This is a genomic window from Streptomyces canus, assembly GCF_001514145.1.
Lineage (GTDB): Bacteria > Actinomycetota > Actinomycetes > Streptomycetales > Streptomycetaceae > Streptomyces > Streptomyces canus.
In genome coordinates this window covers 23,478-45,929 of sequence record NZ_KQ948664.1, presented here as the reverse complement: position 1 = coordinate 45,929, position 22,452 = coordinate 23,478, and the positions used below count along the sequence as shown (strand labels likewise).

Sequence of the window (22,452 nt, the reverse complement as noted above, 5' to 3'; positions counted from 1 at the left end):
ATGTCCGCTCCCGCTCCCGTCACCGTCTCCCAGGGCCATCCCCAGCGCTGGCTGATACTCGGCGTCATCTGTCTCGCGCAGCTGACCGTGCTGCTCGACAACACCGTCCTGAACGTCGCGATCCCCTCGCTCACCCGGGAACTGGGCGCGGCCACCTCCGACATCCAGTGGATGATCAACGCGTATTCGCTGGTGCAGTCCGGTCTGCTGCTCACCGCGGGCAGCGCCGCCGACCGCTACGGCCGCAAGAAGCTGCTGATGGCGGGCCTGGCCCTGTTCGGCGTCGGCTCCCTGGTGGCCGGTCTCGCCACCACCAGCGCACAGCTGATCGCGGCCCGCGCCGGCATGGGCGTCGGCGGCGCGCTGCTCATCACCACCACGCTCGCCGTCGTGGTCCAGATCTTCGACGACAGCGAACGCGTGAAGGCGATCGGCCTCTGGTCGACGGTCAACTCGCTCGGCTTCGCCGTAGGACCACTGCTCGGCGGTGTGATGCTCGACCACTTCTGGTGGGGCGCGATCTTCCTCGTCAACATCCCGGTCGCGGCCATCGGCCTGGTGGCCGTCCTGGCCCTGGTGCCCGAGTCCAAGAACCCGCAGGGCGACCGCCCCGACCTGCTCGGCGCACTGCTCTCCACGATCGGCATGACGAGCCTCGTCTACGCGATCATCTCCGGCCCGGACCACGGCTGGACCTCCGCCACCACCCTCACCTCCGCCGCGGTCGGAGCCGTGGTGCTGACCGGGTTCGCCATGTGGGAACTGCGCGCCCCGTACCCCATGCTCGACATGCACTTCTTCCGCAACCAGCGGTTCACCGGGGCCGTCGCGGGCGCGATCCTCGTCGCCTTCGGCATGGCGGGCTCGCTCTTCCTGCTCACGCAGCACCTGCAGTTCGTCCTCGGATACGACCCGCTGGAGGCCGGACTGCGGACGGCGCCGTTCGCCCTCACCATCGTCGCCCTCAACCTCACCGGGGTCAGCGCGAAGCTCCTGCCGAGGGCCGGCACACCGCTCACCATCGCCCTCGGGATGACCTGTCTGGCCGTGGGCCTCGCGGCGATCGCCGTGCTCGGCCGTCACGGGTACGGCGGCATGCTGGCCGGCCTGGTCGTCATGGGCGCCGGGGTCGCCTTCGCGATGCCGGCCATGGCCAACGCCGTCATGAGCGCGATTCCTCCGGAGAAGGCGGGGGTGGGAGCCGGTATCAACGGAACGCTCGCCGAGTTCGGGCAGGGGCTCGGCGTCGCTGTGCTGGGCGCGGTGCTGAACTCCCGCTTCGCGGCGCTGGTCTCGGTGGCGGCGGCGTCCCTGCCGGCGGCGCTGGCGCAGGCGGGGTCGGCACAGGAGCGGGCGCGGATCACCGAGGCGTTCGCCTCCGGCCTGGAGAGCAGTCAGTTGGTGGGGGCGGGCGCCGTGTTGCTGGGCGGAGTGGTCGCCGCGGTGTTGCTGCGGCGGGCTGAGCGGGCAGAGGGAGCCTAGGGATGGGGGCTTCGGGCCGTCGGCGGGTGCGAGTCCGTCGTGGCTGGTCGCGCCCGCGCGGCGGAGCCGCACGTCGATGCGGCTCGCACCCCGGTAAGGCCTAGCATCTTCGCAAGTGGACGGATGTACTCGAAAGGTGCGCCATGCCTAACGCAGGCCAGAAGGCCTCGAGTCGGACCAGTGTGTGGCTGGAGGGCAAGGTGCGCCGGGGCGGGCGTGGCGGCGGGCAGCCGTCGGGACTCGACCGGGACCGGATCACCGAGGTGACGGTCCGTCTCCTGGACGCCGAAGGGCTGGCCAAGTTCTCCATGCGGCGGCTGGCCGCCGAACTGAACGTGACCGCGATGTCCGTCTACTGGTACGTCGACACCAAGGACGACCTCCTCGAACTCGCCCTGGACGCGGCCTTCGGCGAACTGGAGCTGCCGGACCCGGAGGCCGACGAGGACTGGCGGGACCAACTGCGCACGGTCGCCAAGGAGTACCGGAGCCTGCTGGTCCGGCACCCCTGGGTCTCACCGCTGGCCGGGACGTTCCTCAACATCGGCCCCAACTCCCTGGCGCTCTCCCGGATCGTGCACCGGGTCGTCCGCAGGACCGGCCTGCCCGCACACGGCATCACCGGCGCGATCTCCGCCGTCTTCCAGTTCGTCTACGGCTTCGGCACCATCGAGGGCCACTTCATCGCCCGCTCCGCCCAGGCCAGCATGACCCAGGAGGCCTACTTCCGCCACGCCATGACCACCGCCACCCGGGCCCCCGGTGCCGCGGAGATCCTCAAGGAGAACGAGGAGATCATGACGGCGAGGGGAGGCGACACGGTGGAGGAGATGAGGGACAGGGACTTCACGTTCGCCCTTGACCTGTTGATCAAGGGAATCGAGGCGATGGCCGAACGCCCCTAGGCGCGCTCACCGCTCCCTCAGGCGTCCGGCGAGGCCAACCGCTCGGGAAATCCACCGGTAGCCACGGGACCCCACCGCACCGGAGTGACCCGAATGATCGACTTGCCCTGCTTCACCATCGCCGCCCGGTACTCGTCCCAGTCGGGATGCTCCCCGGCGATGTTCCGGTAGTACTCCACCAACGGCTCCACGGACTCCGGCGAGTCGACGACCTCCGCGGTCCCGTCGACCTGGACCCACGGTCCGTTCCAGTCGTCGCTCAGCACGATCACGCTGACCTGGGAGTCCCGCTTCGCGTTCCGCGTCTTGGCCCGCTCGGGGTATGTCGAGACGACGATCCGCCCGGAGTCGTCCACCCCGCAGGTCAACGGCGAGGCCTGCGGTGACCCGTCCCCCCGCCGCGTCAGCAGGATCGCCCGGTGCCGGGGGCGTACGAAGTCCAGCAACTCGTCCAGCGAGACGGCCTTGTTGGTAGCAATGTTCGGTGCCATGACGTCAGCCTAGTTGGAGCGCCACGGCGTTCCAGTGAACCGCGTCCCGGCCGAGTCGGTCCGCCTTCTCGTCCACGATCCGCAGCAGCCTCAGCCCCGCCGCTGCCCCGTGCCCGGCGACCTCCTCCGGCGCGATGTCGAACATCCGCCGGTCCACCGGCGGCTCACCGCGCCGCAGGGTGATCAGCAGGATGCCGCCGGGGCCGAGGAGTTCGGCCAGGCGCCGCATGGCGATGGGCCGTTCCTCCGGCCGCAGGTGCATCCACACCGCGGACAGCAGGACGATGTCGTACGGCCCCTGGACGCCGGGTATCTCCGGGAGCGCGCCCGCCCGCCAGGTCACCCCGCTGCCCGGATGCAGCCGCTCGGCCAGGTCCCGCAGCTCCGGCACCGGCTCCACCGCGTCGACCGTGAACCCGCGCCGGGCCAGCGCCGCCGCGTCCCGCCCCGTCCCCGCGCCGACGTCCAGCGCCCGCGCGGGCGGCTCCGGCAGCAGATCCAGCAGCGCCTCGTGCACCGACTCGAAGGAGACGCTCTCGTACACCCTTCCCAGCCGCTGCGCCGACTCGGCGTAGTAGGCCTGCACCCCCGTGGTTCGCTCCATGCCAGAACGGTACGACCTGCCACTGACAACGCCCTCAGGCCTGCGGCAGCGACTCCCCCTGCACCGCCTGGACATCGAGCTCGACCTTCAGCGTCGTACCGATCGCCGCGATCCCCGCCTGCACGACCTGGTTGTAGTTCATGGCGAAGTCCTCCCGCCGAAGCTGGGTGGTGGCCCGGAAGGCGGCACGGGTCCCGCCCCAGGGATCGGCCCCCGTCCCCAGATACGCCAGGTCCAGGTCGACGGGGCGCACGACACCACGCATCGCCAGCTCACCCCGTACGGTCCACCGGTCCGTGCCGGCCACGGCCAGCCCCGTGGACCGGTACGTGATCTCCGGGTGCCGCTCGACGTCCAGGAAGTCGGCCGACCGCAGGTGCTCGTCCCGCATCGCGTTCCCCGTGTCGATGGACGCCGCCCGGATCACCGCCTCCACCCGCGACTTGGTCACGTCGTCCGGGGCGACCTCGATCGCCGCCGTGAAGTCGGTGAAGCGGCCGTGCACGCTGGAGATCCCCAGGTGCTGGGCCACCGCGCCCACGCTGGAGTGGGCCGGGTCCATGGTCCAGGGCCCCGGCGGCGGAAGTTCGGCCCCGCCGATGCGGGCGAGTGTGACCGTGCCGACCTCGGCCCGGCCGCTCGCGGTGACGATCGCGCTCGACGCGGCGGGCGCGTAGCCGACGGCCGTGACGATGATGGTGTACGGCCCCGGCTCCAGCGGTGTGCCGTCCCGTACCGCCCCTTCGGCATCCGCCTCCGCGCGCAGCACCTGCGTCCCGGTCATGTCGGTCACCGTGACGACCGCGTGCGACACGGCCCATCCGTCCCGGGTCCGGATCCTCGCGCTCAGTCCCATTTCACGTAACTCCTCGAAGAAGACCGGCCCGTGGCGGGCGCGCACCTCCGCTCGGAGCGCGCCCCCTGCCACGGGCCGGAGTCGGTGGACTACTCGCCGGGGTGGGCGAGTTCGATGTCGTGGCCGTCGACCGCGGGGCCGTTCACCGTCAGGGCCGTCGCCTGCGGCGGGTAGCCCGTCGCGATGACCGTGTACTCGCCGCCGTCCAGGTCGGTGAAGGCGTACGCCCCGTCCGTCCCCGTGGTGGCGGTACCGACCACGTTGCCCGCACCGTCCACGAGGGTGACCCGTGCGTCGGCCAGCGGACCGTGCGGCGCCCGTACGACGCCCTGGAGGCGGGCCCCCGTATCGAGGTCGACCTCGATACGGGTGACGCCGGTGCCACCGACCTCGACGGGCAGCGCGCGCGGCCGGAACCCGGCGGCGTTCACCGCGACGGTCACCGCACCCGGCACCAGCTCGCCGAAGGCGAACTCGCCCTGCTCACCGGTGGTCCCGGTGGCCAGCAGATCGCCGCGCACATCGGTGACGATCACCATCGCGTCCTTGACCGGCTCCCCGCTCCGCGCGGCCCGCACGAGCCCGTTCAGCCCGCTGGTGCCGCTGAGGAGGACGTCGTAGGCCACCGGCTCGCTGTTCACGAGCACCGTGGACGCCTGCGGCTGGAAGCCGTCGGCGGAGGCGATCAGGACGTACGACCCCACGCTCGGCGCCTCGACCGCGTAAGAGCCGTCGGCCTGCGTCACCGACCGGCCCAGCTGCCGTCCCGCGAGCGAGATCAACGTGACCGCGGCCTGCGGGACCGGCGCGCTCTCGTTGCCGCGCACGAAGCCGCGGACCGGGATGCCGCCGGAGCCGGCCGAGGACTCCTCGGGGCGGGTCAGGGTGGCGACGGCGGACAACCGCTGCGTGCCGTCGGGAGCGGTCTCGGTGTCGGAGGTGGTGGTGGCCCAGCTGGGCGTGTGCCCTGCAGTCGTCGGAGCCGCAGCTTCCGCGGGGGCCGCGGCCTCCACGGGGGCCTCGGCGGGCGCGTCCTCGCCGGCCGCCTGCGCCAGTGCGCCCTTCGTCTTCAGCGGAACCTCCTTGATGAACAGCGTGATCAGGAACGCGACGGCCGCGAGGCCACCGGCGATCAGGAAGACGTCCGCGATGCCGTGGCCGTAGGCGCTCTCCATGAGGGTGCGCACCGGGGCCGGCAGCTTGGCCAGGTCCGGGATGCTGTCGGTGGACGAGCCGGAACCGGACAGCGCGGCCTGGTACTTGGGGTCGAGGGCGGCGACGCCGTCCGTGACGTAGTGCGTGATCCGGTGGGACATGACCGCGCCGAGCGCGGAGACGCCGACCGCACCACCGAGGGAACGGAAGAAGGTGACCGTCGAGCTGGCCGAGCCGAGGTCGCTCGGGTCGACCTGGTTCTGCGTGCACAGCACCAGGTTCTGCATCATCATGCCGATGCCGAGACCCAGCAGGGCCATGAAGATCGACATCTTCCAGTACGCCGTGTCGTACCGGATGGTGCCCAGCAGGCCCAGTCCGGCCGTCACCAGGACACCACCGCTCACCAGCCACGCCTTCCAGCGTCCGGTGCGGGTGATGAACTGCCCGGAGACGGTGGAGGAGACGAACAGACCACCGATCATCGGGATGGTCATCACACCCGACATCGTCGGGGACTTGTCGCGGGCCAGCTGGAAGTACTGGCTGAAGAAGACCGTGCCGGTGAACATCGCGACACCGACGAACAGCGAGGCCAGCGACGCGAGCGTGATGGTGCGGTTCCTGAACAGGCGCAGCGGGATGATCGGCTCGCGCACCTTGGACTCGACCAGCACGAACACCAGACCGAGGACGATCGAACCACCGACCATCGCGTACGTCTGCCAGGAGATCCAGTCGTACTTGTCACCGGCGAAGGTGACCCAGACCAGCAGCAGCGAGACGGTGGCGGCGACGAAGAACGCCCCGGCCCAGTCGACCTTCACGTCCCGCTTCACGACCGGCAGGTGCAGGGTCTTCTGCAGCACGATCAGCGCGATGACGGCGAAGGGGACGCCGACGTAGAAGCACCAGCGCCAGCCCAGCCACGAGGTGTCGGTGATGACACCGCCGAGCAGCGGGCCGCCGACGGTGGCGACGGCGAAGGTCGCGCCGAGGTAGCCGGAGTAACGGCCGCGCTCACGCGGGGAGATCATCGCCGCCATGACGATCTGCGCGAGGGCGGACAGACCGCCGACGCCGATGCCCTGGACGACGCGGCAGGCGATCAGCATGCCGGCGTTCTGCGAGAGACCGGCGGCCGCGGAGCCCAGGACGTAGATGACCAGGGCGATCTGGACGAGTGCCTTCTTGCTGTACAGGTCGGCGAGCTTGCCCCACAGGGGGGTGGCCGCGGTCATCGACAGCAGGGCGGCGGTGACGACCCAGGTGTAGGCGGACTGGCCGCCGCCCAGGTCGCTGATGATGTGCGGGAGCGCGTTGGTGACGATCGTGGACGACAGGATCGCCACGAACATGCCGAGCAGCAGCCCGGAGATGGCCTCCATGATCTGCCGGTGCGTCATGGGGGCGTACTCGGTGGAGCCTCCCCCGTGCTTGGCGTGAGCCCGCACACCGGTTGGTGTGGTCGTAGCCATGGGCTTCCTTCTCTTACTGGGTGGTCGCGGGTGTACGGGTTGTCTGTTCGAGTACGGGGGGTACGGGCGGCCGCGGTTCGGGGCCGTGGGCGCGCGTGTCGTCGAAACTCGCCCGGAGGCGGGCCATCAGCGCGGTCAGCTGGGTCACCTCGTCGTCGCTCCAGTCGCTCAGCCGTTCGGCGAGCAGCTGGCAGGTCCGGCGGGACAGCTGGTCCAGGAGCGCCTGGCCGGCCGGCGTCAGCCGCAGGATGCGTGAGCGCTTGTCCGCCGGGTCGGGGGAGCGTTCGATCCAGCCGCGCGCGGCGACGTGCGCCACGTGCCGGCTGGTCACGGACATGTCCACGGCGAGCAGCTCGGAGAGCCTGCTCATGCGCATGTCTCCGTAGCGCCCGAGCAGGGTCAGCACGGCGGCGGAACCGGAGGGGCACTCGGACGGCATCATCCGTCCGATCTCCCTCTTCACGGCGCCGAAGGCGCTGAACTGACGGATCAGCTCCTCGTAGCGCGTCTGCTCGGCCATCACACCTCCCGTATTCGTTGCTTAGGGCAACCATAGATGTGCTTGGTTGCTACAGGCAAATTAAACGGGGTGAGTGCGGCATAAAAACTTGGCAAAGGCAAGTATTGCGAACGTAAACCTGCGGGTGGCGGCCTGTGCTACCCCCTTGAGCCCCGCACTTGGGCCCGGCTCCCGGATTCGCTAGGGTCTCTGGGCATGGCTGAGAACCAGGTCCCCCAGGGCAACCACGACCCCGCCGGCAGCACTCAGATGTTCCGCGCGTTCGTCGACGAGGGCCCGCAGGGCCGCCGGCAGCAGACCGCTCCCGCCGCTTCGGGCGGCGGCCCGCGCATCGGCCTCATCATCGGCGTGGTGGTCGCAGTGGCGATCGTCGCGGCGGTGGCCTGGCTGGCGCTCAAGTAGCGGTTCCCTGCGGTTCCCTGCGGGGCTTGTGCGGGTTCGGTGGGGGCGGGCGTTGTGCGCAGTTCCCCGCGCCCCTGGATGCCTGCGGCGGCCTGTTTCGGCTTCGGTGGGGGCTGGTGTAGCGCGTGCGGGTGTGTTGTGGGTCGGGGCCGGGGTGGGGGTGTCCGTCCTCGGTCCGGCGGTTGCTGTTGCTTCGGCTGTACTGGATAATGGACGCCGGCCGCTGCGGGCGGACACCCCCCACCCCGGCCCCTTCGCGCCGTACGCGGCGAACGGTCCGTCGTGGCGCGCGAGGTGACGATCGGGCCGTCGTGGCGCCGGTGACTGCAGCTCCCCAGGGACGCGGGGAACTGCGCGACCAGCCCCCACCGGCCCGCACCCGCCCGGCTACCCGACCCGGCACATCCGTAGGGCGACCGGCCCAAGCTCCTGTGGTGGGCGGGGTGGGGATCGGTCCGTCGTGGCGCCCGTGACTGCAACTCCCCAGGGGCGCGAGGAACTGCGCGACCAGCCCCCACCGGCCCGCAGCCGCCCGACTACCCGACCCGGCACCCCCGTAGGGCGCTCCGCCAAGCCCAGCGCAGCTGCCCGCGGGGAACTGCGCGACCGGCCCCCACCGGCCTGCAGACGCGCAAGGACCCGGTGTGGCACCCCCATAGGCGCCCCACGACCTGACCGGGTGCACCCTCGGGTGCACCCGGTCAGGTCACAGGTCAGTCCGAGATGAGGCCCTCGCGCAGCTGCGCCAGTGTGCGGGTCAGCAGACGGGAGACGTGCATCTGGGAGATGCCGACCTCCTCGCCGATCTGTGACTGCGTCATGTTGGCGAAGAAGCGCAGCATGATGATCTGCCGCTCACGGGGTGGGAGTTTGGCCAGCAGCGGCTTCAGGGACTCCCGGTACTCGACGCCCTCCAGCGCCGTGTCCTCGTAGCCGAGGCGATCCGCGAGGGAGCCTTCGCCGCCGTCGTCCTCCGGGGCCGGGGAGTCCAGCGAGGAGGCGGTGTAGGCGTTGCCGACCGCGAGGCCGTCGACGACGTCCTCCTCGGACACGCCCAGGACGGAGGCGAGTTCGGCCACCGTCGGAGAGCGGTCCAGCTTCTGGGAGAGCTCGTCGCTGGCCTTGGTGAGGGCCAGCCGCAGCTCCTGGAGGCGGCGCGGGACGCGCACCGACCACGAGGTGTCGCGGAAGAACCGCTTGATCTCGCCGACGACGGTCGGCATCGCGAAGGTCGGGAACTCCACGCCGCGTTCGCAGTCGAAGCGGTCGATCGCCTTGATCAGGCCGATGGTGCCGACCTGGACGATGTCCTCCATCGGCTCGTTGCGCGAGCGGAAGCGGGCCGCCGCGTAGCGCACCAGCGGGAGGTTGAGCTCGATGAGGGTGTCCCGGACGTAGGCGCGCTCCGGGCTGTTCTCGTCGAGTGCGGCGAGCCGCAGGAAGAGGGAGCGGGACAGGGTGCGGGTGTCGATGGCTCCGGACACCGTCGGGGGAGCCGGGAGGGCCGGGGCCGGTGCGGCCTCGACGGCCGTGATGTCGTCGAGCACTGGCTCGGCCTCGCTCTTGGTGAGCGTAAGCACCTTCGAGCTGCCCTGATCTGCGGACATGCCACCCCCTTTGGGTCGCGGGACGGTCGTGGCGAACGCCCCGGGTGGAACGTCAGCCTTCACCTGAATACCGGAGCCGAAGCCTCGGCAAACGCGCTTCCCGCAGAATGTCACATGTCGGCAACACGCTGTAGTGACATGTCGACATGTGAGACCCGAATACGCCCTGGATAAAGGGGGTCTGACGGTCTTTCGGCACAGAAGTGTCGGGAACGGCGCTGGTGAGCGATTCGCTCGTGCCGGTTACGCCTCGATACTGCTTGCGAACTGCGGTGTTCCGGAACGTGCGACCGTGCGCCCCTTATGCATCGGCTAAGCGTCGATCCGATTGGCGGATCGCAGCCGCTGGAAGCTACGCGCGAGTAGCCTCGAAACGTGCATCTGCGAGACGCCGAGTTCCGCGCTGATTTGCGACTGGGTGAGATTGTTGTAGTAGCGCAGCAGCAGGATTCGCTGTTCGCGTTCCGGGAGTTGGACCAGTAGATGGCGGACCAGGTCGCGGTGCTCCACGCCGTCCAGTGCCGGGTCCTCGTAGCCGAGCCGGTCGAGCAGGCCCGGCAGTCCGTCGCCCTCCTGGGCCGCCTCGAGCGAGGTGGCGTGGTACGACCGTCCGGCTTCGATGCAGGACAGCACCTCGTCCTCGGTGATGCGCAGCCGCTCGGCGATCTCGGCGGTCGTCGGGGTCCGTCCGAAGGCGGTGGTCAGATCCTCCGTCGCGCCGTTGACCTGCACCCACAGCTCGTGCAGCCGGCGCGGGACGTGGACCGTGCGGACGTTGTCGCGGAAGTACCGCTTGATCTCGCCGACGACGGTCGGCATCGCGAAGGTCGGGAACTGCACGCCCCGGTCGGGGTCGAAGCGGTCGATGGCGTTGATGAGCCCGATGGTGCCGACCTGGATCACGTCCTCCATCGGCTCGTTGCGGGAGCGGAAGCGGGCGGCCGCGTAGCGCACGAGCGGGAGGTTGGCCTCGATGAGCGCCGTCCGCACCCGGCTGTGTTCCGGCGTGCCCGGCCGAAGCCCTTTCAACTGGCCGAAGAGCACCTGGGTGAGCGCCCGGGTGTCGGCGCCGCGGCTGCGTGGAGCGGCCTCCTGGGTGGCCTCCTGGGGAGGCGCGGTACTGGCCGACACGGTCAACGCCACCTCTTCGTTGATCAACCCATCCGTCAAAAGCGGTCATAGCATCACAAGACATGTGCACTGTGTGCAAGCACCGCATAACGTTGGGTTACGCCGTGTTGAAAGGGGCAAGTTGGGGTGGTGACGCAGAAAAGCCTCCCACCGTTCCCGGCGGGAGGCTTCGGAGCGCTCGGGCTCAGTACGCGTAGTCCGCGATCACCCAGGTGGCGAACTCCTTCCACAGCGCAACGCCCGCCTGGTGCTCCGGGTGCTCGACGTACGTCCGCAGCGCGGTCGCGTCCTCGAAGCCGGAGTTGATGGCGAAGTCGTAGGCGATGGGCCGGTCGCTGAGGTTCCAGCCCAGCTCCCAGAAGCGGATCTCGGGGATCTTGCTCTCCAGAGCGCGGAAGGCCTCGACGCCCGCCACCACGCGCGGGTCGTCGCGCTCGACGCCCTCGTCGAGCTTGAAGAGGACGAGGTGGCGGATCATGGGCGCTCCCTTGGTTCTGTCAGTGCGCCCCGTCGGCCAGCCAGGTGAAGAAGTCGCCGACGGCCCGGGCGGCGTCCGATATGCCCTCGAACCCTATCTGGACGTAGTCGGCTGCCTTGGCCGGGTCCGTGATGATCACATACAGCACGAAGACCACGAGCACATAGACGGCGATCTTCTTTCCGTTCACCGCCACCGCGGCCTCCCCCGCTTCTGGTGTGTCTGTTCCTTCTGGGGCGCGAGTGTAACCGGGGTGATCAGTACGCACGAAGGGCCCCGTCTCTCGACGGGACCCTTCTCAAGCGGTAGCGGAGGGATTTGAACCCTCGGTGACTTGCGCCACACTCGCTTTCGAGGCGAGCTCCTTCGGCCGCTCGGACACGCTACCGAGGGAGACCTTACAGCAAGGTGGGGCGTGGTTTGAAATCGGAATTCAGCGCTCGCGGAAGAACTCCGTGAGGAGTCCGGCGCACTCCTCCGCGAGGACACCTTCGATGACTTCGGGCCGGTGGTTGAGGCGCCGGTCGCGGACGACATCCCACAGGGAACCGGCCGCGCCCGCCTTCTCGTCCCGGGCGCCGTAGACCACCCGGTCCACCCGGGACTGGACGATCGCGCCCGCACACATCGTGCAGGGCTCCAGCGTGACGACGAGCGTGCAGCCGGTCAGCCGCCACTCGCCGAGCTCCGCCGCCGCCCTCCTGATCGCGAGGATCTCCGCGTGCGCGGTCGGATCGCCGCCGGCCTCGCGTTCGTTGTGGCCGGCCGCGAGCACGGTCGTACCGTCCGGGGACAGTACGACGGCGCCCACCGGCACGTCCGGGCCCGCCTTGCCGGCCTCCTCCAGGGCGAGCCGCATCGCGGCCCGCCAGCGGTCACGTACCGGGTCTGCCGCTGTGGTTCCGGTCAGCGGACGGTCTCCAGGACCTCCGAGGCGCCCAGGGATTCGGCGATCTCGGTGACAGCGTCCTCCGACAGGGACTTCAGCTGCTTCTCGCTGACCCCCAGGTCGTCGAGGACCTGGGCGTCGCCGACCGGGCCGTGCGGCACGATCTCTCCGGAGACGCCCGCCTCGGCGGCGGGGGTGTCGTCGTCCTCGTCCTCGTCCTCACCGTCCTCGGTGCCGTCGAGGTCGAGGGCGTCGAGGTCCGGGTCGTCGTCGCCGGGCTCCCTTCCGAGCAGTTCGTCGGTGAGCAGGATCTCGCCGTACGAGCTGCGGGCAGCGGCGGCGGCGTCCGAGACATAGATGCGAGGATCCTCCTCGCCGTCGATGCGGACGACGCCGAACCAAGCGTCTTCCTGCTCGATCAGTACGAGCACCGTGTCGTCCTCGGCCGCGGCTTCCCGGGCGAGGTCGGCCAGATCCGACAGGGTCTCCACATCGTCGAGCTCTGTGTCGCTCGCTTCCCACCCGTCTTCGGTGCGCGCGAGCAGTGCGGCGAAGTACACCGTGACTCTCCCACTGGTCATAGGCGTGCCGGTTGGGGGTCCCCCCGGCGGAGGTTGTAGGCGGGGAGAGCTCGGCTCCGAGCCCCGCCCACTCGGAATCGTGGCAGAAACAAGGCGTTCAGGGGACGTCTTCGGCACCCTGTGTCCGGTGGTTTTGATCGCACGTGCGTCGGCACGTCGGTGAAGGACCACCAGCGCACTCGTCGCCGCCACGAGCGGGATCGTACGCGGCTTTCCCAAGGACCCACGCACGGCCACCTGTTCAGCGCGCCGTCGGTGCGCCGCCGGTGCGCCTCCGGGCTCGGCGCGTGTGATCCTCCTTACCAGCGGAACGTCCGCATACGCATCGCGTGTCGCAGCCGGGCCACCTTCGCCCGGCGTGGCTGTACCCGGTCGCGCAGTTCTCTGGCCTCCGCGAGATCGCGCAGGAACTGCGCTCGACGGCGCCGGCGCTCGGCATCGGTCTCCTGTGACGACGGTTCGTGCTCAGGCAGGTCAGGCATCGGTTCACCACCCCAGTCCGTCCCTCCCACTTTCCCCCGGTCGGGCGGTTTGACGCCAGCGCGAGGGGGCGGTGGACCCGGCTACTGTTGTGGCCATGCGTCTCCACGTCGTCGACCACCCTCTGGTCGCCCACAAACTCACCGCGTTGCGCGACCAGCGCACCGACTCCGCGACCTTCCGCCGTCTCGCCGACGAGCTGGTCACCCTGCTCGCCTACGAGGCCACACGCGACGTGCGCACCGAGGCGGTCGACATCCGCACGCCGGTCGCCCCCACGACCGGTGTGAAACTGTCGTATCCGCGCCCGCTGGTGGTGCCGATCCTCCGTGCCGGGCTCGGCATGCTGGACGGCATGGTCCGTCTGCTGCCGACCGCCGAGGTGGGTTTCCTCGGCATGATCCGCAACGAGGAGACGCTGCAGGCCACCACGTACGCCGCGCGCATGCCGGAGGACCTGTCCGGGCGGCAGGTCTACGTCCTCGACCCGATGCTCGCGACCGGTGGCACGCTTGTCGCCGCGATCCGTGAGCTGATCAAGCGCGGCGCGGACGATGTGACGGCGGTGGTCCTGCTGGCCGCCCCGGAGGGCGTGGAGATCATGGAGCGCGAGCTGGCGGGCACTCCGGTCACGGTGGTCACCGCCGCGGTCGACGACCACCTCAACGAGCACGGCTACATCGTCCCGGGGCTGGGCGACGCGGGAGATCGCCTGTACGGCGCGGCCGAGTAGGGCGTGCGTGCGGCGCCCGGCCTGTGCGGGTTCGGTGGGGGCGGGCGTTGTGCGCAGTTCCCGCGCCCCTGATGCCTGCGGCGGCCCGTTTCGGCTCCGGTGGGGGCGGGTGTAGCGCGTTGCTGTTGCCTCGGCTGTGCTCGGCAACGGACGCCGGCCGCTGCGGGCGGACACCCCCCACCCCGTCCCCTGCGCGCCGTACGCGGCTAGCGGCCCGTCCGCGGCGCGCGGTACGGCGAACGGCCCGTCGTGGCGCGGGGTGCGAACGGTCCGTCGTGGTGCGGGTGACCGCAACTCCCCAGGGGCGCGGGGAACTGCGCGACCAGCCCCCACCGGCCCGCAGCCGCACAAGGACCCGGCGTGGCACCCCCATGGGCGCCCCGCCCAAGCCCGGCGCAGCTGCCCGCGCCGCGCCCTACGACACCTCAGCAGCTCTTCTTCGACGCCGTAGCCGTCGGCTCGGGTGCGCTCAGTGCGGCCAGTGCCTTGTCCGCGGAGGCCTTGCTGGTCAGGCTCTTGAAGCCCGTCCCGATGATCAGGTCGACCTCGGTGCCCTTGCGCGTGTCCGTCCGGGTCTCCGCGGCGGCCAGCTGCGTCGCGAGGACCGGCAGTGAGGTCTTGAGGGCGGATGACGGACCGAGCAGCACCCCTGTGCCCTTGACCTTCTTGTCGTAGGTCGCCGTCGCGTTGCCCACGTCGCCGATCTTGAAGCCCCGCTTCTTGAGCTCGTCCGCCGTCTTCTTGGCGAGCCCGCCGCGAGCCGTGGCGTTCAGGACGTTGACGGTGATCTGGCCCGGCTTGGCGAGAGGGGCAGTGGAGGCGGAGGGGGACGCGTCGGCCTTCGTCGTGCAGTCACCCTTGGAGCCGACCGCGGAGGCCTCGTCCCCGCCGCCCGTGAACACGTCGATGAGCTGGAGCGTGCCCCAGCCGACCAGGCTCAGCGCGGCGACGGAGGCCACCACGCCGAGCACGAGCCTGCCGCGCCGCCGGGGCCGACGCATCCGGGGGTATTTGTCGCCCGTGATCCGGTACTTACCGCCCATGCCGGGGGGCGTCAGCATGCTCATGGGCGCAGCGTAGTGCGCCCGGGCGGCAATGCCTACTAGATGATCATTGACCACGGCGCAGGTGAACCCGAAAGGGCGAAACCTTTACAGCGCGGTCACTCAGTCCAGTTCGAGCACGCGCGCGTGCAGCACCTGTCGCTGCTGGAGCGCCGCCCGCACCGCGCGGTGCAGCCCGTCCTCCAGATAGAGGTCGCCCTGCCATTTCACGACGTGCGCGAACAGGTCGCCGTAGAACGTGGAGTCCTCGGCGAGCAGGGTCTCCAAGTCGAGCTGGCCCTTGGTCGTCACCAGCTGATCGAGGCGGACCGGGCGCGGTGCGACGTCCGCCCACTGCCGGGTGCTTTCCCGGCCGTGGTCGGGGTACGGCCGGCCGTTTCCGATGCGCTTGAAGATCACACGGAAAGCCTACCGGTCAAGACCTTCCGGGCGCAGCCATGGCGACCGAGTGTGACGCTGGAAAAAAGCTGCGAAAAGGTGCGTAACGGGAGCAGGGGTTTGGCATGAGCGAGCGAAAGACCCCGCCGGAGGGCGTCACGGGGGCCGCCGCGGGAACCACCGACCGGTCCATGCCGGAGGCACAGTCCGGCTCCGCAGCCCTGCCCCGGGAGGCCCTGAAGATCGCCTCCGGCTACGCCTTCACCGGCCCCGCCCTTGATCTGGGCGCGCTGCTGTGGGACGGCGTCTGTCTGCCGGACGCGCAGGTCAGGATCCCGCTGCCGATGCTCAACCGGCACGGGCTCGTCGCCGGTGCCACCGGCACCGGCAAGACCAAGACGCTCCAGCTCATCGCCGAGCAGCTGTCGGCGCAGGGGGTTCCGGTCTTCCTCGCCGACATCAAGGGCGATGTGTCGGGGATCTCCGCGCCGGGTGTGCGCAACGAGAAGGTGCAGGCCAGGGCTGCGGAAGTGCATCAGACGTGGGCCGCCACCGGGTGTCCCGCCGAGTTCTACGCCCTCGGCGGCATCGGTCACGGCATCCCCGTCCGCGCCACCGTCACCAGCTTCGGGCCGGTGCTGCTGTCCAAGGTGCTCCAGCTCAGCCAGACCCAGGAGCAGTCCCTCGGCCTGATCTTCCACTACGCCGACCAGAAGGGGCTCGAGCTCGTCGACCTCAAGGATCTCAGGGCCGTCGTCGCCTTCCTGACCTCCGACGAGGGCAAGGGGGAACTGAGGAACATCGGTGGCCTCAGCACGGCCACGGCCGGGGTGATCCTCAGGTCCCTCACGGCCTTCGAGGCGCAGGGCATGGCCGACTTCTTCGGGGAGCCGGAGTTCGACACCGGTGAGCTGCTGCGGACACAGGACGACGGGCGCGGGCTGGTGTCCGTGCTGGAGCTGGCCGCCGTACAGGACCGGCCGCAGCTCTTCTCGACCTTCCTGATGTGGCTGCTCGCCGATCTGTTCCACGATCTGCCGGAGGTCGGTGACGCCGACAAGCCGAAGCTCGTCTTCTTCTTCGACGAGGCGCATCTGCTCTTCAACGGGGCCTCGAAGGCCTTCCTCGACTCCCTCACCCAGACCGTCCGGCTGATTCGCTCGAAAGGGGTCGGCGTCTTCTTCGTCACGCAGACCACGAAGGACGTACCTGCCGACGTCCTCGCCCAGCTCGGCAACCGGGTCCAGCACGCGCTGCGGGCCTTCACCCCCGATGACCAGAAGGCGTTGAAGGCGACCGTGAGGACCTTCCCCGACTCCGCGTACGACCTGGAGGAACTGCTCACCGGTCTCGGGACGGGGGAGGCCGTGGTGACGGTGCTGAGCGAGAAGGGGGCTCCCACGCCCGTCGCCGCGACCCGCCTGCGCGCTCCCGAGTCCCTGATGGGCCCTGTCGACGCCGGTGCGCTGGACTCGGCGGTCAAGGCCTCGCCGCTGTACGGGCGTTACGCACAGGCTGTGGACAGGGAGTCGGCGTACGAGAAGCTCAGCTCGCGTGGCGCCAAGGGCCCGGACGAGATGAAGGCCCCGCCCACGTCTCGCCGGAAAGACCCCTCCGTCGTCGAACAGGTCGTCGACAGCGGCATGTTCAAGTCGCTCGCGCGGTCGCTGGGCACGCAGATCGGGCGGGAGATCACCCGCTCGCTCTTCGGTACGGCCCGGAGGAGGCGGTAGTCCCGCCTCCTCCGGAGGATCAGCCGCGCTTCTCCTCCCCCGACGGCGGCTTCTTCTTCGTGCTCTGCGGTTTCGGCGCACTGCGCGCGGCCTCCGCGCGCAGCAGGGCGCGCAGGATCGCGTACGGGTCGTTGGGCATGACGGTGTTCCTTGCGTGAGTGCTGAGCAGACCTGCGGGAAGCGGGCTCTGTCAGCAGCGCAGGACCACGGAACGCAGGGCGCGCAGCACGTACGGCGGCCGCGGCAGCGCCGGGACGGGGCGGTCCGCCGGCACTCCGGGAGCCGTCTGCGGTCGCGGAGCGGGGCGCAGAGGTACGGCCGTACGGTGGACGGCCCGGGCCGGTGGCCGCAGGGGGGTGTCGAGGACGTCGTACTCGACGAGCTCCCCGGCCGGAACGGACGGCATCGCGTGCGCCTGGAAATGCGCCCCGGGAACCACCAGCGCGAGCAGCAGCACGAGCGTCCGCAGCCAGTCATGGCTGCGCGGGGCACGTCGTACGGAACTCACACAGGTCGTCTCCCCGCCCGGCGCACGGGATTCATCACTTCGGCGGCGGGATTCACCCGGTCGCAGCAGTGGGTCCGTTGGTGGTGCGGGGGGTGACCCTCACCGGTACCGGCCGGGGGGTGTGGCCGTCGGGAGGGCAGTGGTGTGGCGAGGGCGTGGCGGAGGCTCGCGGGTGGCGCCCCGGTTGCCGTCCGCGGGTGTGGCTCGTCGTCGGTGCGGCAGCCCGCATGCCGGGACGGGGCGGCGGCTCCGAGGCACCCATCGGTTCCCCGCCGGGGGTGTGACTCGTGATGTCGGCTGTGGGGTTCGTCCGGTCGAGGTGGCGTGCCCGTCGACCGTGTGCGGCGGGGTTGTGGCCGTCGGCAGGGCGAGGGCGTGGCGGAGGCTCGCGGGTGGCGCCCCGGTTGCCGTCCGCGGGTGTGGCTTGTCGTCGGTCGCGGTAGCACGCAGCCAGTGGTGGTGCGGAGGTGACTGAGGGGCGCCCATCGGTTCTCGTCCGGCGCGCGGTTCGGGATGTCGGCTGTGGGAGTTCGTCCGGTCGAGGTGGAGCGTCAGTCGGCCGTGCGGCGGGGCTGTGGCGGTGAGGGGCGGGGGGTGGCGCTCGCCGGTGACCGACCCTCGCCTGACGGCAAACACGTGGGATTCACCTGGTCACAGGCGGCCGGGGCATGACCGTGGGGGGCACATGCCGGCACCAGGGGCGGACCCAGGTCATGCGGTGCCGTGGTCTGCCGTCGCCGTCACAGCGCGCGCGGTACCTCCCCGGCCCGGCTGCGGATGCCGAGCGCGGTGATGATTTCCACGGCTCCGACGACGACCAGCCAGATGCCGCCGACCAGGGTGAGTACGGCGACCGATTCGAAGGGGGAGTCGATCAGCACGATCCCGGCGACGAAGGTGAGCGCGCCGAGGAAGATCTGCCGGCCGCGGGCCGGCATCGACCGGTCGGACGCGGCGGCCAGGGTCTGGGTGATGCCGCGGATCAGCCAGCCGATGCCGATCCACAGGGCGAGCAGCAGGATCGACCGCATCGGGCCGCGCAGACAGAACAGGCCCAGCAGGATGGAGAGGGCGCCGCTGATGAAGGCCAGGACGCGCAGGGCCGTCGTCCGGTGGGTGCCGAAGGCCGCGACCAGCTGGAAGACACCGCTGATCAGGAGGTAGACGCCGAAGAGGACACCGGCCGCGAGCAGGGTGGCGTCGGGCCAGACCAGGACCAGGACGCCCAGGATCAGGGAGGCGACGCCGGTGAGCAGGACGACCTGCCAGGCGGCCTTTGCGAGGGCGTGCAGGGGACCCTCGAAGGGCGTTTCGGGCGCGTGCGGCGAGACGCCCGGCGGGCGGCCCGCGTGGACCTTGCGGTCGTCGAAGCGGTCGTCGAACTCGGTCATGGTCCATGCTGGGACCGCCGGACACCGCACGGCCACCGGGGCGGGCCACCCGGCTGACTAGGACTTCTTGGCCGCCTTCGCCGCCGCCTTCATCTCCTGCTTGTGCGCGCGGACCTTGGTCAGCGACTCGGGGCCGGTGATGTCGGCGACGGACCGGAAGGACTTCGGCTCGCCGTACGCGCCCGCGGCCTCGCGCCAGCCCTTCGGCTGAACACCGAGCTGCTTGCCCAGCAACGCCAGGAAGATCTGCGCCTTCTGCTTCCCGAACCCCGGCAGCTCCTCCAGCCGGCGCAGCAGTTCGCGGCCGTCGGCCACGCCCTTCCACACCAGCTCGGCCTGACCGTCGTAGTGCTCGACCAGGTACTGGCACAACTGCTGGATCCGCTTGGCCATCGAGCCGGGGTAGCGGTGCACGGCCGGCTTCTCGGAGAGCAGCGCGGCGAAGGCCTCCGGGTCCTGTGCGGCGATCTCGTGCGCGTCGAGGTCGTTCGCGCCGAGGCGGTCCGCGATGGTGCGGGGGCCCTTGAACGCCCACTCCATCGGGACCTGCTGGTCCAGCAGCATCCCGACCAGCGCGGCGAGCGGGGAGCGGCCGAGGAGCTCGTCGGCCTCGGGGTCCTGGGCGAGGTGAAGGGTGACGTCCATGTCCCCGATCATGCCTGCGCCGACGGCTCGCCTCTACCGGGAGCCGGCGGACTGCTCCCTCCAGTAGCCGAGCGCGTTCACCCGCTCCTTGGCCAGGCCGAGGTCCTTGCGGACGTACGACGACAGCGCCCTGGTCGTCGCCGTGTCGCAGGCGATCCACACATACGCGTCCGGGTGGCTCTTCAGCAGACCGGGCAGGTCCGCCTTCACCTGGGCGACCAGATGCGTGCCGGAGTCGAGGCGGAGGACCCGGCGGACCTCGTGGCGGGACGGGTCGGTGCGGAAGGGGAGGCCCTCGTCGCCGCCCTCGAACCAGACGGTCGCGGGGGAGGAGTCCAGGGCGCCGAGGAGGGAGTTGAGGGCGGGCAGGGAGGCCGGGTCGCCGATGGCGAAGACATGGGTGGGCTCGGGGTCCGGGCGCTCGAAGCCGGTTCCGTGGACCGTGGCCTCGACGGTGTCGCCGGGCTTCGCCGTCCGGGCCCAGTCACTGGCCACGCCGTCGTGCAGCGCGAACTCCAGGGTGAAGGTGCCTGCCGCGGGGTCCGGGTCGACCAAGGTGTACGCGCGCTGGTGCGGTTTGCCCGCGGCGGAGAACCACAGGCGCACCCACATCGTCGGGTGGACGCCGGTGACCGCCAGCATCCCGCCGTCGGTGAGGTGCACCCGCCGGTACGCGCCGGTGACGTCCTCGGCGCCCGTCACGGTGAACACGAAGTCCTTCGCGCGCAGCAGTCGCAGGACCGCTCCCTCCCAGCCGTGCCCCTGCCCCATGACCTTTCACCCCTCGCGTACGATTCCCACACCGAGCAAACTTAGGTAAGGCTAACTTAAATGGGAGCGGGTGCGAGGGTGAGTATCGAGATCTACCGCGACGCCTGGGGGATTCCCCATCTCCGCGCGGGCAGCGCGCGTGAACTCGCCCGCGCCCAGGGCCGGGTCACCGCCCGCGACCGTGCCTGGCAACTGGAGGTCGAACGGCATCGCGCGCAGGGCACCTCGGCCGCCTTCCTCGGTGCCGGGGCCCTTTCCTGGGACACCCTCGCGCGACGGGCCCGCCTGGCCGACACGGCGAGACGCTGCTTCCGAGCGCTGGAGAGACGGGACCCGGAGACGGCCGACTGGGTGCGGGCGTACGTCGACGGCGTGAACGAGGAGCTGCCGGGCACGCGGGCCCCGGAGTTCGCCCGCGTCGGCCTCGCCCCCGGGCGCTGGGAGCCCTGGACCCCGCTCGGCGTCTGGCTTGCCACTCACGTCCTGTTCGCCGGCTTCCCGGCCAAGCTCTGGCGGGACGAGGCGCTACGACACCTGGGCCCGGACGCGGTCGGCCTGTTCGCCGCCGACGGCCCGGGCACCTCCGGCAGCAACGGCTGGCTGGTCGCCGGCACCCGCACCACCACCGGCCACGCCGTCCTCGCCGGCGACCCGCACCGCTACATCGAGGAACCCGGCGTCTACCAGCAGATCCGGCTCTCCTGCCCCGAGTTCGACGTCATCGGCCTCGCCGTCCCCGGCGTTCCCGGCATCGCCCACTTCGGCCACACCGGCACGGTCGCCTGGTCCATCACCAACGCCATGGCCGACTACCAGGACCTGTACCGGGAGCGACTGCGCCGCACGGGAGCCGGAGTGGAGGCCCTCGGCCCGGACGGCGCCTGGCACCGCGCCACCCGGCACACCGAGACGGTCGAGGTGGCGGGCGAGGTCCCGGTCGAGATCGAGGTGATCGAGACCGGGCGGGGGCCGGTCATTGCAGGCGGCCCGGAAGGGCTGGACGAGGGAGTGCCCGAGGAGCGGCCGGTCTTCCCGGGGGTGCCCGTGGCCCTCTCCCTCCGCTACCCGCCCCGCGTCACCGAGGACCTCGGCTTCAGTGCCCTGCTCCCTCTGCTCCGGGCCCGCCGAACCGCCGACGTGGACCGGGCGTTCGACCTGTGGGTCGAACCCGTGAACGTCGTCCAGGCCGCCGACACCGAGGGCGGCCTGCTGCACCGGGTCGCCGGAAGGGTCCCTGTGCGCGCGGAGGCCAACCGGCTGCGCCCCGTCCCCGCCTGGGAGCCGGGCCACGACTGGCAGGGCTGGCACGACTCTCCCCGCGCCGGTCTCACCGACGGCATCGCCGTGATGGCCAACCAGCGCGGCCCCGCCGCCCCGCTCGGCGTCGAGTTCGCCCCGCCCCACCGGGCCGACCGCATCACCGCCCTGCTGCGGGAGAAGGAGCAGTGGTCGGCCGCCGACATGCCCCTCATCCACACGGACACCCATCTCGCCTCGGCGCAGCCCCTGCTGGCTCACCTCGAGGCCCTGGACGGACTGAGCCCCGAGGCCGTGACCACGAGGGAAACGATCCTCCGCTGGGATCGCCGCATGGTCGCGAGCAGCCGTGAGGCCGCCCTCTACGCCGCCGTACGCAGCGCGGTCGTACGACGGCTCGCCGCCCACCCCGCGTTCGCGGCCCTGACCGCCCCGCCCGCCTACCCGGACGTCCTGCTCCCCTGGCTCGGCCTCGTCCCCCGTGTCGCCTTCGCGCTCGAACACCTCCTGCGCGCCGAGGAGTTGTACGGCATCGACCGCGCCGGGATCGTACGGGCCGCCGTGGAGGAAGTGGCCGCCGAGCCGCCGCGGGGCACCTGGGGCGACACCCATCGCCTCGCCCCCTGGCGGGCGCTCCCCGACGACGAGTGGCCGGCCGCGGCTCTCTCGGGCGACCACGACTGCGTCCTGTGCACCTCCGCGGTCCCCGGACTCACTGACCTCGCCGCCCGTGGCCCGGCCGCCCGTTACGTCTGGGACCTGGCCCGCCGCGAGGACAGTCTCTGGGTGGTCCCGCTGGGCGCCTCCGGCGTGTCCGGCTCACCCCATCACCGCGACCAACTCCCCTTGTGGCTCAGGGGGGATCTCGTCCCGGTCGGCACCGACTGGCAGCACCTGACGAAGGAGGACTGAG

Annotated in this window: 24 protein-coding genes and 1 tRNA gene; 6 read left to right on the top strand and 19 right to left on the bottom strand. The window is 70.8% G+C overall.

The window, feature by feature from the left end; all coding sequences use genetic code 11:
* Together AQJ46_RS27200 and AQJ46_RS27195 are read left to right on the top strand one after the other, a co-directional pair.
* A complete protein-coding gene (locus AQJ46_RS27200) occupies positions 1 to 1,482 on the top strand; it encodes an MFS transporter (protein WP_059208355.1) in 1,482 nt (493 codons plus the stop codon).
* Positions 1,483 to 1,625: 143 nt separating this feature from the next.
* Positions 1,626 to 2,387 carry a TetR/AcrR family transcriptional regulator gene (locus AQJ46_RS27195; RefSeq protein WP_059208085.1) on the top strand — a complete coding sequence of 254 codons (762 nt, stop codon included), beginning with the start codon at positions 1,626 to 1,628 and terminating at the stop codon, positions 2,385 to 2,387.
* A gap of 17 nt (positions 2,388 to 2,404) precedes the next feature.
* On the opposite strand, the gene AQJ46_RS27190 is transcribed toward AQJ46_RS27195, so the two are convergent.
* The 5 genes from AQJ46_RS27190 to AQJ46_RS27170 all read right to left on the bottom strand — a co-directional run bounded on the left by AQJ46_RS27190 (position 2,405) and on the right by AQJ46_RS27170 (position 7,491).
* The gene (locus AQJ46_RS27190; RefSeq protein ID WP_057609263.1) at positions 2,405 to 2,878 is read right to left on the bottom strand and encodes a PPOX class F420-dependent oxidoreductase; all 474 of its coding nucleotides are present in this window, start codon (positions 2,876 to 2,878) and stop codon (positions 2,405 to 2,407) included.
* A gap of 4 nt (positions 2,879 to 2,882) precedes the next feature.
* Positions 2,883 to 3,482, bottom strand: coding sequence for a class I SAM-dependent methyltransferase (locus tag AQJ46_RS27185; protein WP_059208084.1), 600 nt, complete (start codon positions 3,480 to 3,482; stop codon positions 2,883 to 2,885).
* A 34-nt stretch (positions 3,483 to 3,516) separates the two neighbouring features.
* The gene (locus AQJ46_RS27180) at positions 3,517 to 4,338 is read right to left on the bottom strand and encodes a YceI family protein (protein WP_059208083.1); all 822 of its coding nucleotides are present in this window, start codon (positions 4,336 to 4,338) and stop codon (positions 3,517 to 3,519) included.
* An 89-nt stretch (positions 4,339 to 4,427) separates the two neighbouring features.
* Positions 4,428 to 6,971 carry an MFS transporter gene (locus tag AQJ46_RS27175; protein WP_107117341.1) on the bottom strand — a complete coding sequence of 848 codons (2,544 nt, stop codon included), beginning with the start codon at positions 6,969 to 6,971 and terminating at the stop codon, positions 4,428 to 4,430.
* A 13-nt stretch (positions 6,972 to 6,984) separates the two neighbouring features.
* Positions 6,985 to 7,491 carry a MarR family winged helix-turn-helix transcriptional regulator gene (locus AQJ46_RS27170; RefSeq protein ID WP_057609269.1) on the bottom strand — a complete coding sequence of 169 codons (507 nt, stop codon included), beginning with the start codon at positions 7,489 to 7,491 and terminating at the stop codon, positions 6,985 to 6,987.
* 195 nt (positions 7,492 to 7,686) lie between these two features.
* Here AQJ46_RS27170 and AQJ46_RS27165 point away from each other — a divergent pair, with 195 nt between their 5' ends.
* A complete protein-coding gene (locus AQJ46_RS27165) occupies positions 7,687 to 7,893 on the top strand; it encodes a hypothetical protein (protein ID WP_057609271.1) in 207 nt (68 codons plus the stop codon).
* A 713-nt stretch (positions 7,894 to 8,606) separates the two neighbouring features.
* On the opposite strand, the gene AQJ46_RS27160 is transcribed toward AQJ46_RS27165, so the two are convergent.
* The 8 genes from AQJ46_RS27160 to AQJ46_RS52495 all read right to left on the bottom strand — a co-directional run bounded on the left by AQJ46_RS27160 (position 8,607) and on the right by AQJ46_RS52495 (position 13,061).
* Complete coding sequence (locus AQJ46_RS27160; protein ID WP_057609273.1) at positions 8,607 to 9,500, bottom strand: RNA polymerase sigma factor SigF; 894 nt, start codon at positions 9,498 to 9,500, stop codon at positions 8,607 to 8,609.
* A 312-nt stretch (positions 9,501 to 9,812) separates the two neighbouring features.
* The gene (locus AQJ46_RS27155) at positions 9,813 to 10,670 is read right to left on the bottom strand and encodes an RNA polymerase sigma factor SigF (protein WP_059208082.1); all 858 of its coding nucleotides are present in this window, start codon (positions 10,668 to 10,670) and stop codon (positions 9,813 to 9,815) included.
* A gap of 145 nt (positions 10,671 to 10,815) precedes the next feature.
* Positions 10,816 to 11,109 carry a Dabb family protein gene (locus tag AQJ46_RS27150; RefSeq protein ID WP_057609276.1) on the bottom strand — a complete coding sequence of 98 codons (294 nt, stop codon included), beginning with the start codon at positions 11,107 to 11,109 and terminating at the stop codon, positions 10,816 to 10,818.
* 19 nt (positions 11,110 to 11,128) lie between these two features.
* The gene (locus tag AQJ46_RS56285) at positions 11,129 to 11,305 is read right to left on the bottom strand and encodes a hypothetical protein (RefSeq protein WP_167368228.1); all 177 of its coding nucleotides are present in this window, start codon (positions 11,303 to 11,305) and stop codon (positions 11,129 to 11,131) included.
* A gap of 107 nt (positions 11,306 to 11,412) precedes the next feature.
* Positions 11,413 to 11,497, bottom strand: a tRNA-Ser gene (locus AQJ46_RS27145).
* Between the two features lie 45 nt (positions 11,498 to 11,542).
* Complete coding sequence (gene tadA, locus AQJ46_RS27140) at positions 11,543 to 11,968, bottom strand: tRNA adenosine(34) deaminase TadA (protein ID WP_057609278.1); 426 nt, start codon at positions 11,966 to 11,968, stop codon at positions 11,543 to 11,545.
* A 47-nt stretch (positions 11,969 to 12,015) separates the two neighbouring features.
* Positions 12,016 to 12,558, bottom strand: coding sequence for a tRNA adenosine deaminase-associated protein (locus tag AQJ46_RS27135; RefSeq protein ID WP_057609280.1), 543 nt, complete (start codon positions 12,556 to 12,558; stop codon positions 12,016 to 12,018).
* 320 nt (positions 12,559 to 12,878) lie between these two features.
* Entirely contained in the window at positions 12,879 to 13,061 is a 183-nt protein-coding gene (locus AQJ46_RS52495) for a hypothetical protein (RefSeq protein ID WP_007383124.1), read from the bottom strand.
* A 95-nt stretch (positions 13,062 to 13,156) separates the two neighbouring features.
* Here AQJ46_RS52495 and upp point away from each other — a divergent pair, with 95 nt between their 5' ends.
* Positions 13,157 to 13,792: a uracil phosphoribosyltransferase gene (gene upp / locus AQJ46_RS27130; protein ID WP_057609479.1), complete on the top strand. Its 636-nt coding sequence runs from the start codon at positions 13,157 to 13,159 to the stop codon at positions 13,790 to 13,792.
* A 425-nt stretch (positions 13,793 to 14,217) separates the two neighbouring features.
* On the opposite strand, the gene AQJ46_RS27125 is transcribed toward upp, so the two are convergent.
* On the bottom strand, positions 14,218 to 14,859 hold the full coding sequence (locus tag AQJ46_RS27125; RefSeq protein WP_225887405.1) for a LytR C-terminal domain-containing protein: 642 nt from the start codon (positions 14,857 to 14,859) through the stop codon (positions 14,218 to 14,220).
* 99 nt (positions 14,860 to 14,958) lie between these two features.
* Positions 14,959 to 15,255: a type II toxin-antitoxin system VapB family antitoxin gene (locus AQJ46_RS27120; protein ID WP_003999914.1), complete on the bottom strand. Its 297-nt coding sequence runs from the start codon at positions 15,253 to 15,255 to the stop codon at positions 14,959 to 14,961.
* Between the two features lie 170 nt (positions 15,256 to 15,425).
* Between AQJ46_RS27120 and AQJ46_RS27115 the strand changes: the two genes are divergently transcribed.
* Positions 15,426 to 16,967 (top strand): helicase HerA-like domain-containing protein, encoded by a 1,542-nt coding sequence (locus tag AQJ46_RS27115; protein ID WP_059208353.1) that lies wholly within the window; start codon positions 15,426 to 15,428, stop codon positions 16,965 to 16,967.
* 190 nt (positions 16,968 to 17,157) lie between these two features.
* Here the strand turns inward: AQJ46_RS27115 and AQJ46_RS27110 are convergent, their stop codons facing one another.
* The 4 genes from AQJ46_RS27110 to AQJ46_RS27095 form a co-directional block, all read right to left on the bottom strand.
* Positions 17,158 to 17,475 carry a hypothetical protein gene (locus tag AQJ46_RS27110; RefSeq protein ID WP_059208080.1) on the bottom strand — a complete coding sequence of 106 codons (318 nt, stop codon included), beginning with the start codon at positions 17,473 to 17,475 and terminating at the stop codon, positions 17,158 to 17,160.
* Positions 17,476 to 18,215: 740 nt separating this feature from the next.
* Positions 18,216 to 18,866 carry an HdeD family acid-resistance protein gene (locus AQJ46_RS27105; RefSeq protein WP_059208079.1) on the bottom strand — a complete coding sequence of 217 codons (651 nt, stop codon included), beginning with the start codon at positions 18,864 to 18,866 and terminating at the stop codon, positions 18,216 to 18,218.
* A gap of 57 nt (positions 18,867 to 18,923) precedes the next feature.
* Positions 18,924 to 19,511 (bottom strand): HhH-GPD-type base excision DNA repair protein, encoded by a 588-nt coding sequence (locus AQJ46_RS27100; RefSeq protein ID WP_059208078.1) that lies wholly within the window; start codon positions 19,509 to 19,511, stop codon positions 18,924 to 18,926.
* 33 nt (positions 19,512 to 19,544) lie between these two features.
* On the bottom strand, positions 19,545 to 20,282 hold the full coding sequence (locus tag AQJ46_RS27095; protein WP_059208077.1) for a siderophore-interacting protein: 738 nt from the start codon (positions 20,280 to 20,282) through the stop codon (positions 19,545 to 19,547).
* Between the two features lie 78 nt (positions 20,283 to 20,360).
* Here AQJ46_RS27095 and AQJ46_RS27090 point away from each other — a divergent pair, with 78 nt between their 5' ends.
* The gene (locus AQJ46_RS27090) at positions 20,361 to 22,451 is read left to right on the top strand and encodes a penicillin acylase family protein (protein WP_059208076.1); all 2,091 of its coding nucleotides are present in this window, start codon (positions 20,361 to 20,363) and stop codon (positions 22,449 to 22,451) included.
* Position 22,452: the final 1 nt, after the last annotated feature.

Bases quoted from the DNA above. Each gene is read 5' to 3' on its own strand.
- AQJ46_RS27180 (WP_059208083.1), bottom strand. From the start codon at position 4,338: ATGGGACTGAGCGCGAGGATCCGGACCCGGGACGGATGGGCCGTGTCG.
- AQJ46_RS27200 (WP_059208355.1), top strand. From the start codon at position 1: ATGTCCGCTCCCGCTCCCGTCACCGTCTCCCAGGGCCATCCCCAGCGC.
- AQJ46_RS27185 (WP_059208084.1), bottom strand. From the start codon at position 3,482: ATGGAGCGAACCACGGGGGTGCAGGCCTACTACGCCGAGTCGGCGCAG.
- AQJ46_RS27195 (WP_059208085.1), top strand. From the start codon at position 1,626: ATGCCTAACGCAGGCCAGAAGGCCTCGAGTCGGACCAGTGTGTGGCTG.
- AQJ46_RS27170 (WP_057609269.1), bottom strand. From the start codon at position 7,491: ATGGCCGAGCAGACGCGCTACGAGGAGCTGATCCGTCAGTTCAGCGCC.
- AQJ46_RS27105 (WP_059208079.1), bottom strand. From the start codon at position 18,866: ATGACCGAGTTCGACGACCGCTTCGACGACCGCAAGGTCCACGCGGGC.
- AQJ46_RS27165 (WP_057609271.1), top strand. From the start codon at position 7,687: ATGGCTGAGAACCAGGTCCCCCAGGGCAACCACGACCCCGCCGGCAGC.
- AQJ46_RS52495 (WP_007383124.1), bottom strand. From the start codon at position 13,061: ATGCCTGACCTGCCTGAGCACGAACCGTCGTCACAGGAGACCGATGCC.
- AQJ46_RS27115 (WP_059208353.1), top strand. From the start codon at position 15,426: ATGCCGGAGGCACAGTCCGGCTCCGCAGCCCTGCCCCGGGAGGCCCTG.
- AQJ46_RS27095 (WP_059208077.1), bottom strand. From the start codon at position 20,282: ATGGGGCAGGGGCACGGCTGGGAGGGAGCGGTCCTGCGACTGCTGCGC.
- AQJ46_RS27160 (WP_057609273.1), bottom strand. From the start codon at position 9,500: ATGTCCGCAGATCAGGGCAGCTCGAAGGTGCTTACGCTCACCAAGAGC.
- upp (WP_057609479.1), top strand. From the start codon at position 13,157: ATGCGTCTCCACGTCGTCGACCACCCTCTGGTCGCCCACAAACTCACC.
- AQJ46_RS27175 (WP_107117341.1), bottom strand. From the start codon at position 6,971: ATGGCTACGACCACACCAACCGGTGTGCGGGCTCACGCCAAGCACGGG.
- AQJ46_RS27125 (WP_225887405.1), bottom strand. From the start codon at position 14,859: ATGAGCATGCTGACGCCCCCCGGCATGGGCGGTAAGTACCGGATCACG.
- AQJ46_RS27100 (WP_059208078.1), bottom strand. From the start codon at position 19,511: ATGGACGTCACCCTTCACCTCGCCCAGGACCCCGAGGCCGACGAGCTC.
- AQJ46_RS27150 (WP_057609276.1), bottom strand. From the start codon at position 11,109: ATGATCCGCCACCTCGTCCTCTTCAAGCTCGACGAGGGCGTCGAGCGC.
- tadA (WP_057609278.1), bottom strand. From the start codon at position 11,968: ATGCGGCTCGCCCTGGAGGAGGCCGGCAAGGCGGGCCCGGACGTGCCG.
- AQJ46_RS27190 (WP_057609263.1), bottom strand. From the start codon at position 2,878: ATGGCACCGAACATTGCTACCAACAAGGCCGTCTCGCTGGACGAGTTG.